Annotated in this window: 10 protein-coding genes; 6 read left to right on the top strand and 4 right to left on the bottom strand. The window is 65.9% G+C overall.

The window, feature by feature from the left end:
- Positions 1-19 precede the first annotated feature (19 nt).
- On the top strand, positions 20-1,273 hold the full coding sequence (locus tag J4D28_RS28155; protein WP_009048847.1) for a ferric reductase-like transmembrane domain-containing protein: 1,254 nt from the start codon (positions 20-22) through the stop codon (positions 1,271-1,273).
- 6 nt (positions 1,274-1,279) lie between these two features.
- On the opposite strand, the gene J4D28_RS28150 is transcribed toward J4D28_RS28155, so the two are convergent.
- Positions 1,280-2,803, bottom strand: coding sequence for an MFS transporter (locus J4D28_RS28150; RefSeq protein WP_103331800.1), 1,524 nt, complete (start codon positions 2,801-2,803; stop codon positions 1,280-1,282).
- A 114-nt stretch (positions 2,804-2,917) separates the two neighbouring features.
- Between J4D28_RS28150 and J4D28_RS28145 the strand changes: the two genes are divergently transcribed.
- Together J4D28_RS28145 and J4D28_RS28140 are read left to right on the top strand one after the other, a co-directional pair.
- Positions 2,918-3,814 carry a LysR family transcriptional regulator gene (locus J4D28_RS28145; RefSeq protein WP_009048845.1) on the top strand — a complete coding sequence of 299 codons (897 nt, stop codon included), beginning with the start codon at positions 2,918-2,920 and terminating at the stop codon, positions 3,812-3,814.
- A gap of 39 nt (positions 3,815-3,853) precedes the next feature.
- On the top strand, positions 3,854-4,399 hold the full coding sequence (locus tag J4D28_RS28140; protein WP_053268965.1) for a GNAT family N-acetyltransferase: 546 nt from the start codon (positions 3,854-3,856) through the stop codon (positions 4,397-4,399).
- Here the strand turns inward: J4D28_RS28140 and J4D28_RS28135 are convergent.
- Positions 4,392-5,312, bottom strand: a complete 921-nt coding sequence (locus tag J4D28_RS28135) for a carbon-nitrogen hydrolase family protein (protein ID WP_016704764.1) — start codon at positions 5,310-5,312, stop codon at positions 4,392-4,394. The genes J4D28_RS28140 and J4D28_RS28135 overlap by 8 nt on opposite strands.
- A gap of 85 nt (positions 5,313-5,397) precedes the next feature.
- Between J4D28_RS28135 and J4D28_RS28130 the strand changes: the two genes are divergently transcribed.
- Positions 5,398-6,333 (top strand): LysR family transcriptional regulator, encoded by a 936-nt coding sequence (locus J4D28_RS28130; protein ID WP_016704762.1) that lies wholly within the window; start codon positions 5,398-5,400, stop codon positions 6,331-6,333.
- Here the strand turns inward: J4D28_RS28130 and J4D28_RS28125 are convergent.
- Positions 6,305-6,559 carry a hypothetical protein gene (locus J4D28_RS28125; protein WP_007928582.1) on the bottom strand — a complete coding sequence of 85 codons (255 nt, stop codon included), beginning with the start codon at positions 6,557-6,559 and terminating at the stop codon, positions 6,305-6,307. The genes J4D28_RS28130 and J4D28_RS28125 overlap by 29 nt on opposite strands.
- A 155-nt stretch (positions 6,560-6,714) precedes the next feature.
- Here J4D28_RS28125 and J4D28_RS28120 point away from each other — a divergent pair, with 155 nt between their 5' ends.
- Positions 6,715-7,035: a YqjD family protein gene (locus tag J4D28_RS28120; protein ID WP_009048841.1), complete on the top strand. Its 321-nt coding sequence runs from the start codon at positions 6,715-6,717 to the stop codon at positions 7,033-7,035.
- 75 nt (positions 7,036-7,110) lie between these two features.
- Here the strand turns inward: J4D28_RS28120 and J4D28_RS28115 are convergent, their stop codons facing one another.
- Complete coding sequence (locus J4D28_RS28115; protein WP_009048840.1) at positions 7,111-8,148, bottom strand: Ldh family oxidoreductase; 1,038 nt, start codon at positions 8,146-8,148, stop codon at positions 7,111-7,113.
- 381 nt (positions 8,149-8,529) lie between these two features.
- On the opposite strand from J4D28_RS28115, the gene J4D28_RS28110 reads away from it, so the two are divergent.
- Complete coding sequence (locus tag J4D28_RS28110; RefSeq protein WP_028682402.1) at positions 8,530-9,528, top strand: FecR family protein; 999 nt, start codon at positions 8,530-8,532, stop codon at positions 9,526-9,528.
- The last annotated feature ends 4 nt before the right edge of the window (positions 9,529-9,532 follow it).

Here is a 9,532-nt window from a genome sequence, read left to right as displayed (position 1 = left end):
CTTTCTGGAGGTGTCCCCCTTGAAAACCTGGTACTCGGTGGTCGGCGTCCTGCTGATCACCACCCTCACCGTGCTGCTGGAAATCCCCAGCGACACCTGGCTGACCTCCGCCACCCTGAGCCTGGTCCTCGGCGCCACGGCGCTGGCCTATATGGCCCTGTCCTGCCTGCTGGCCAGCCGCTGGCGCTGGGTCGAGCGACTGTTCGGCGGCCTCGACCGGGTCTATGAAAGCCACAAGTGGCTGGGCATCTGGGCGCTGGTCTTCGCCAGCTATCACCTGGTGTTCAAGGCCAACCTGGATCTCTGGCAAAGCGTGCCGATCATCGAGCTGTCCAAGTACTGGACGCGCATGGTGCGGCAGCTGAGCTACGTCGCCCTCGGCCTGATCGTGCTGCTGGCGCTGAACCGCAACATTCCCTACGGCCAGTGGCGCTGGTGGCACAAGCTGTCCGGGCCGCTGTTCGCGATCGTCATCCTGCACTGGCTGAGCTTCAAGTCGCCGATCGCCCTGGACAACCCCTCGGGCATCTGGCTCACCGCACTCTGCGGCCTGGGCCTGCTTGGCGCCCTGTACAAGCTGCTGCTGTATCCGTTGCTGGCCAAGGCCGGTGAATACCGGGTCAGCGCGGTGACCCTGGAGAAAAACTCCCTGCACCTGGAGCTGACCCCGCTGCACCGCGGCTTCGCCTTCAAGGCCGGGCAGTTCGCCTTTCTCGCCATGCGCGAAAAAGGCCTGCGTGAACCGCACCCCTTCACCATCGCCAGCGCCCACGCCAGCGACGGGCGCATCGAGTTCGTGATCCGCGCCCTGGGCGACTACACCCAGAAGCTGCGCCAGCAGGTCAAGGTCGGCATGCTCGCCGACCTCTACGCGCCCTATGGCCGCTTCAAGCGCCGGCTCGATGCCGGCCGGGAGATCTGGATCGGCGGTGGCGTCGGCATCTCGCCCTTTATCTCCTGGCTGCAGGATGCCGCCGCCGGGCGCTTCGACCGGGCGACCCTGGTCTACTGCTGCAACCCGTCACGGGCCTTCCCCAGCATCGAAACCTTGCAGGGCCTGGCCGAGGAACGCGGGGTGGACTTCATCGGCCACACCGACGGCGCCGACCGCCTGGGCGAAACCCTGAAACGGCTGGCCAGCGAAACCGATCCGCAACAGATCCAGATCAGTTTCTGCGGGCCCAAGGGCTTGCTGGCGCGGGTCAAGGCGTTGATGCGCGAATACGCAATTCCCGAGCGCAACCTGCACTACGAGTTCTTCGAGTTCCGCTGAACACCCTCAAGCCCGGCGCGGCTCGTGCAGCATCAGCCGCACCACCAGCGCCGCAACCAGGGTGATGGCGACCAGCGCATACAGCAGCCAGGTAAAGGCCTTGGCGTAGAGCCCGAGCAACAGCTCCCGGCCCAGCTCGGGCAACAACGCTGCGCTGGCCTGCAGGTTGCCACTGGCCAGTTGCTGGGCCGCCAGCGGCAACTGCGGATGCTCCGGCAGCGCCGCGGCCATGGACAGTTGCAGCAAGCCGGCCAGCAGGGCCACCACCAGGGCCAGGGCAATGCCCTCGCCCGCCACCCGGGTGGTGCTGAAGATACCGGTGGCCATTCCCGCCCGTTCCTTGGGCACCACACTGACCGACAGCCCGTCCATCAAGCCCCAGGGCAAACCGGCACCGAGGCCGATCAGCAGCATGGGCAAGACATTGGCCGCCGGCGCCTGCCCCGGGGCGATCCGGCTGAGCAGATAGAGCCCGAGCGCGGCAATCACCAGGCCGACGCTGGATAGAGTCCCGGCGCTGAACCAGCGGGTCAGCCACGCCGCCAGCAACGGCACCACCACCATAGGTGCGGACAAGGCGATCATCATCAAGCCGGCATCGATCTCGCTGTAGCCTTCCACGCCGATAAAGCGGATCGGCAGCAGGATCAGCAACACCACGAAGCAATAGCAGGTGGCGATCGGCAGCAGCTGCACGCCGATAAAGCGCGGGTAACGAAACAGCGACAGGTCGAGCATCGGCCGCTTGACCCGCAGCTCCACCACGATGAACAGCAACAACGCCAGCAGAGCCACCAGCAGCAGGCCCCAGACCACCGGGCTGCCCCAACCGCTTTGCGGCGCCTGCAAGATGCCCCAGGTCAGCGCCACCAGCGCCGCGGTGAAACTCAAGGTGCCGGGCCAGTCGACACCCGCCGCGTCCGGGTCGCGGGACTCCTGCATGCGCGGCACGCCGAACAGCAGCGACAGGCCGCCGATCAAGGTCCCGGAGACGAAGATCGAGCGCCAGCCGTAGGCCTCGATCAGCACCCCGGCGAGGATCGGCCCGAATGCCAGGCCGACGCCGAAGGTGGTGCCCAGCAGGCTGAAGGCGCGGGTCCGCGCCGGGCCCTCGAACTCCTGGGCCAGGGCCGCCGAACCGCCCGCCAGCGCCGCCGCGCCGGCCAGCCCCTGCACGGCCCGCAACAGGTCGAGCCAGAGCACCGAAGGCGCGAAGGCCAGGGCCAGCGACGTCAGGGCGAACAGGCCGACACCGAGGCTGAACACGCGCTTGCGCCCGTACTCGTCGGCCAGGGTGCCAGCGGCCATCAGTACGCTGCCGAAACTCAGCATGAAGGCATTGGTGATCCAGCTCAGGGCCAGGGGGCCACCGCCCAACTCGCGGCCAATGGCCGGGGTCGCCACCGCCACGCCGACGAAGGTCAGCGGCAGGATCAGCGCCGCCAGGCATACCGCGGCCAGCACCGCGTAGGAAGAACCGCCCGCGACAGCGTCAGCGAACGCGGCAGGCACATCGGTTGGCGAATTCATCGGCACCTCAGGGGGGAACGTTAAAGTGCGATCAATGGTAGATTCGCCGCAATCACCCACAAACAGGGCTCAAGTCCGTTCTTTACGGACATAAACGCTCCAATCGAGATCCCCATGGACAACCTCAGTGGCATGCTGGCCTTTGTGCGCACAGTGCAGGCCGGCAGTTTTGTCGGCGCGGCGGAACGCCTGGGCCTCTCCGCCTCGGCGGTGGGCAAAAGCCTGGCCCGCCTGGAAGAACGGCTCGGCGTGCGCCTGCTCAATCGCAGTACCCGGCGCATCAGCCTGACCGACGAAGGCACGCTGTTCTTCGAACGTTGCCAGCGCATCGTCGGCGAGGTGGAGGACGCCGAGGCCGAGCTCGCGCGCATCAGCGACAAGCCCCGCGGCAAGCTGCGGGTCAGCCTGCCCGCGATCGGCTATCGCATGCTGCTGCCGATCCTGCCGGAGTTCGCCGAACGCTACCCGGACATCGAGCTGGACCTGGATTTCAATGACCGGCTGATCGACGTGATCGCCGAAGGCGTCGACGCGGTGATCCGCAGTGGCGAGCTGGCGGACTCCCAGCTCAAGTCCCGCACACTGGGGCCGTTCCGCTTCGTGCTGGTCAGCGCCCCGCACTACTTCGCCCGCCATGGTGTGCCCGAGTGCCCCCGGGACCTGGAGCGGCATGCCTGCCTGCGCTACAAGTTTCCCGGCACCCCGCAGCTACAGGAGTGGAAACTGCGCCTGCCCAACGACGCGCCGCCGCTGGTGCTGCGCAGCGCCCTGACCAGCAACAACCTGGAGTCACTGATCTTCGCCGCCACCCAGGGCCTGGGCCTCGCCTTCGTGCCGGATTTCGTGGTGCGCCCGGCGCTGGCCGACGGCTCGCTGGTGTCGGTGCTGGACGACTATCAGATCGACAGCGGCAAGTTCTCGGTGCTCTGGCCCGGCAGTCGACATCTGCTGCCGAAACTGCGAGTGTTCGTCGACTTTCTCAGCGAACGCCTGGTGTTGGGCGGACGCTGAAAAACCACACCCGATCCACACAAGGAATGTGCCGCGAACATGAAGCCGACCCCCACCCTCTACACCGAACGCCTGATCCTGCGCCCGCTGGAGCTGGCCGATGCCGAGGCCATCCAGCAGCAGTTTGCGCACTGGGAAGTGGTGCGTTATCTCAATGCGCGGGTGCCCTGGCCCTATCCCGCCGATGGCGCCCTGACGTATCTGCGCGACCTGGCGCTGCCGGCCATCGAGCGCGGTGAGGAATGGCACTGGTCGATCCGCCTGAACAGCGCGCCGGAGCAACTGATCGGCAATGTCAGCCTGATGGACCAGACCGACAACAACCGCGGCTTCTGGCTGGCTCCGGCATGGCAAGGCCAGGGCTACATGAGCGAGGCCAGCGCGGCGGTCACCGAGTACTGGTTCGAAGTGCTGGGGCGCGAGCTGATGCGGGTGCCCAAGGCCGCGCCGAACCTGGCCTCGCGGCGGATTTCCGAGCGCAGCGGCATGCGCTTGATCCGCAGTGACGAAGACGACTTTGTCTGCGGGCGATTGCCCCGTGATATCTGGGAAATCACCCGCGAGCAATGGCGTCGCCTCAGATAAAACGCACGCCGGCCTTGGCCCGTTCGTCCACCGTCAGCTCGAACACATCCGGGCGCGCATAGTGGCCGACCACGTCGTAGTCGTAGCGCGCCCGCACCAGCTCGGCGGTGTCGATCTGCGCCGTCAGCAGGCCGGCACGGCCCACCAGCGGCCCGGCCAGCACCTCGCCCATGGGCCCGACAATCAGGCTGCCGCCGGCAATCAGCGGGCGCTCGGCCGGCCAGTTGGCGATCTCCAGCCCCAGTTCCTGGGGTGACGCCTGTACCTGGCAGGCGCTGACCACAAAGCAGCGGCCTTCATGGGCGATGTGGCGCATGCTGACCTGCCACATCTCGCGCTCGTCCACGGTCGGCGCGCACCAGACGTCCACGCCCTTGGCGTACATCGCGGTGCGCAGCAACGGCATCATGTTTTCCCAGCAGATCACCGCACCGACCCGGCCGACCTGGGTGTCCAGCACCGGCAGGGTCGAACCGTCGCCCTTGCCCCAGATCAGGCGCTCGGTGCCGGTGGGCATCAGCTTGCGGTGCTTGCCCACCAGGCCATGCTGCGGGTCGAAATACAGCGCCGTGCAATACAGGGTACTGCCGGCGCGCTCGATCACCCCCAGCACCAGGTTGGCCCCGGTGCGCGCCGCCAGGCCGGCCAGGGCCTCGGTCTCCGCGCCCGGCACCTCGACGGCGTTGGCGAAATAACGGGCAAAGGCCTCGCGGCCTTCCGGCAGGCGATAGCCGAGCTGGGTGCCGAAGCCCTCACCCTTGGGGTAGCCGCCGAGCAAGGCTTCGGGCATCACCACCAGCTGCGCGCCGGCCTCGATGATGGCGTCCTCATAGGACAGGATCTGCTCCAGGGTATCGGCCTTGCCTCCAGGCAGGGAGCCGATCTGCAACGCGGCGACAACGGACTTGGACATCGGGAAAACTCCTGTGGCGGTGAAGTGTTGCCCATTGTCCGGCGCTCGCCGATCATGCAGAAAGCCCATCCTGATACTGAATGATATGAACCAGATGAATATCGCCCAGGTCGATCTCAACCTGCTCAAGGCCTTCGAAGCCCTGCACGACGAATCCAGCGCCAGTCGCGCCGCCCTGCGCCTGGGCGTCACCCAATCGGCCATGAGCGCGGCGCTGCGGCGCCTGCGCGAGCTGTACGGCGATCAGTTGTTCGTGCGCACCGGGCGCGGCCTGGCGCCGACCCTGCGGGCCAACCAGCTCAAGCCGGTGGTCAGCGAGGCCCTGAACAAATGCCGGCAGAGCCTGGCCATGGTCGATCCCCATGCCAGCCATTATCAGGGCCGCTCGGTGGCGATCGGGCTGTCGGACGATTTCGAGATTGCCTACGGCCGGCGCCTGATCGAGGAAGTCGCCCGGCGGGCGCCGAAGCTGCGCCTGATCTTTCGCCAGAGCCACAGCCAGATCGTCGGCGAAGCGCTGTTGCAGCGCAGCATCGACCTGGCCATCAGCGCCGGCGGCTTCGCCGAACGCATGCTCAGCCGTCAGGTATTGGGGGAAGGTGGTTATCTGTGCCTGGCGGACCCGGCGAGCCTGAGGCCCGGACAGCAGGCCATCGACCTCGACGAGTTCGTCGCCCGCGAGCATGTGCTGGTGTCGTCGCAAGGGTTTATCGGGATTACCGACGAGGGTCTGGCGGCCCTGGGGCTGAGTCGCCAGGTCTGCGCCTCGACCACGCATTTTGCCGCGCTGCCCCATCTGCTCAAGGGCAGCCAGGCGGTGGCGACCATTCCGGCCCATGCCGCGCGGAGCATCGCCGAACTGACCGGGCTGGCGCTGCTGCCCTGCCCGCTGGACCTGCCGCGTTACCCGATCGAACTGGGCTGGCGCACCAGCGCGCAGATCGATCCGGTGGTGCTGAAAGTGCGCGAGGCGATCGTCGCCAGCTTCGAGCTTACTTGTTCGCCGCCATCAGGCGATTGACTTCACTGCGCACCATGTTGGCGTACTCCGGCGGCGACATGCCGTCGAGCTCGGCACGCACCCATTCGGCCCATTTGCCCTTGCGCTTGCCGCGCTCGCCGAACAACCGTGCGGCTTCGCCCTTGGCCTTGCCCAGGTTGCTCTGCCACAGCTCGAACAGACGGGACTTTTCATCTTCGATCTCTGCACGCTCGGCGAGAGTCTTGTTGGCCAGATTGAAGCTCATGGGAATTTCCTGCTGCGTAAAATAGCCGACATCTTACACTGTGACGGCTGGGGTTTTCCCGCCGGCATGGCGCGGGTGGAGAAAATATCTGCAACTTTTCGCCAGCCCCGCGACTCCATTGTTCATCGCATCACTGACCCGCAAGGAGTAACTCAATGGCTCGTAAAACTGCTGCGCAAGCGGCTGACGAACAAATCAAGGACCAGGAATTCAGCGAGCTCCAGGCGTTGATCGAGGAATCGGAAAAGCTTCTGAAAAGCAGCGCATCGCTGGTCGGTGAGGAAGGCGAAAACCTGCGCCAGCAGGTCGGGTTGAAACTCAAGCAGGCGCTGGACTCGGTGTCCAGCGTGCGCGAGCGCAGCAAGCCGGTGGTGGAAGCCACCGAGCAGTACATCGGCGGTCACCCGTGGCAGACCGTGGCCATCTCCGCCGGCGTCGGCCTGGTGGTGGGCCTGTTGCTGGGACGTCGTTCGTAACAAGCCTTGCCGCCCGTGAAAAAAGGACCAGGCCAGCGTCATGCTCGCCTGGTCCTTGCGTTTTGAAACCGCGTTTTAAAGCCCGGCCAACTCCCGCAGTTGCTTGAACTCCGCAGCGTCCAGGGCAATCCCCTCGCGCAGGGACTTTTCCCGCTGGCGATGGCGGCGATCCCCCGGCAGGCGCTTGAGCCCTACGCCGTGCATCTGCCGGATCAGCTCCTGGCTGCGCTCGGCGAAATTCTGCCCGGCACCCTTGCTCGGATCGATGACAATCAACAACTGGCCAGTCCAGGGCGTCTTCGCGCCGGGATGGTTGGACCAGTCGAACTCGAACGAGAAATGGCCACCGGTCAGCGCCGCCGCCAGCAACTCGACCATCATCGACAGCGCCGAACCCTTGTGCCCGCCGAACGGCAGCAGCGCGCCGCCTTCGAGGATGGCTTTCGGGTCGTCGGTGGGCTGGCCGAGGCCGTCCACGCCCATGCCCGGCGGCAGGCGTTCGCCCTTGCGCGCGGCGATCTGTACGTCGCCATGGGCGATGGCGCTGGTGGCCAGGTCGAAGACGATCGGATCGCCAGCGGCCTGGGGCGCGGCAAAGGCGATCGGGTTGGTGCCGAACAACGGCCGATCGGCGCCGTGGGGCACCACGCAGGTCATGCTGTTGACCACGCTCAGGGCGACCAGCCCTTCCTCGGCGAATGGCTCGACGTCCGGCCACAGCGCGGCGAAATGATGGGAGTTGCGGATGGCCAGAATGGCGATCCCGGCGTGGCGCGCTTTCTCCACCAGCAGCGCCCGCGCCGCCGCCAGCGCCGGTTGGGCGAAACCGTTACCCGCATCGACCCGGACAAAGGCCGGGGCCACGTCTTCGACCACCGGCACGGCCTTGCCGTTGACCCAGCCGCTGTTGAGGGTCGACACGTAACCGGGAATACGGAACACGCCATGACTGTGGGCGCCGTCGCGTTCGGCAGCGGCACAGTTCTGCGCCAGGCAACGCGCCACTTCGGCGCTGGTGCCATGGCGCAGGAAGATCGTTTCCAGCAGCGTCACCAGTGCCTCGAGCGACAGGTGTTCCTGCGGTGTTTCAACAGCCGGGGGTGATACAGACATCTGGAGCTCCGGATTAATTATTGGAATGGGCTACAGCGTATGAAGATGCACGTGGGTGAGTGCGCCCGACGATTAAACAACGCTTTGCGCGCGCCCTGTCAACCACGGCCATGACCTCGCACAGGCGACGCCAGGAACTGACAGAGTAGCCGCGAACAGGCCGTCAGCCGAGGATGGCAAACAAAGGTGGCAGTAGCGATGACAGCCGACCGTGTGTTTTTGATCATTTTTTCACTCCAACTGTGGATACTGCTGGCCAAAGCCCGGTGTTGCAGGGGCTTCGAGGCAAAAATAAGTGCCACTTTTGATAGGCATCAGCCATGACGGCGGTTCTACAAGGCTGGCTGCGAAGGGTAGAATGCGCGAAACCAGGAAGAGCCAATGAGCGAACAGCACCTTACAGAAGCCGAATACGACGCCATCACCGATGCCGCCGCGCAGTGGTGCATGCGTCTGCATGCCGCGGACTGTACGGCCGCCGAACGCCAGGCCTTCGAGCAATGGCGCGACGCCCACCCGCTGCATGCCTTCGAATACGAAGCGATGCGGGAAATCTGGGAAGTCGCCGACCATCTGCCACGTCCGCCAGCCACCACCGTCCTGCCCCTGGCGCCACGCAAACCCTGGCGCGCCTATGGCATGGCCGCGGCGATCAGCGCCCTGGCCCTGCCCCTGGCCGCCTACAGCGGCTGGAGCCTGGGCTGGCTGCCCTCCTCCTACGAACATTTCCAGGCCGACGGCAGCATGCGCCAGGTGACCCTGGCCGATGGCAGCCAGGTCGAACTCAACCTGGGCACCGAGCTGACCTACAGCAACTACAAGGATCAGCGCCGGGTCACCCTGAAAAAAGGCGAAGCCTTCTTCAAGGTCAGCCATGACAGCAGCCACCCGTTCGTGGTCAAGGCCGCCAGCGGTGAGGTCCGGGTCACTGGCACCCAGTTCAACGTCTGGATGTACGAGGATCAGGTACGGGTCACCCTGCTCGAGGGTTCGGTGCTGGTGAACAGCGACAACAGCCACCCCGATGGCGGCTTCCGTCTCGATCCGGGCATGCAGGCGCGTTATCGCCAGGGCGATCACCAGCCGCAGATCAGCCAGACCGATGCCAACGACAGCTCGCTGGCCTGGCGCCAGGGCAAGCTGGTGCTGGACAACCTGGCCCTCGGCGAGGCCCTGCCGCTGATCAACCGCTACCTCAGCAGGCCGGTGATGCTGGCCGACAGCGCCACAGGCAACATTCGGGTCGGCGGCATCTACGACGTCAGCGCGGTCAAGAGCCTGGTGACCACGCTGCCCAAGGTGTTGCCGGTGTACCTGACCCGCAACCAGGACGGCAATCCGGTCATCAATTCGCTGCCAGGCACCACGCCAAAAAGCTGAAGGC

This window comes from Pseudomonas sp. GW531-T4 (assembly GCF_017349615.1).
GTDB classification, from domain to species: Bacteria; Pseudomonadota; Gammaproteobacteria; order Pseudomonadales; family Pseudomonadaceae; genus Aquipseudomonas; species Aquipseudomonas chlororaphis_I.
Note: the sequence above shows the minus strand (reverse complement) of the source record. Positions and strands in the feature narration are given on the sequence as shown.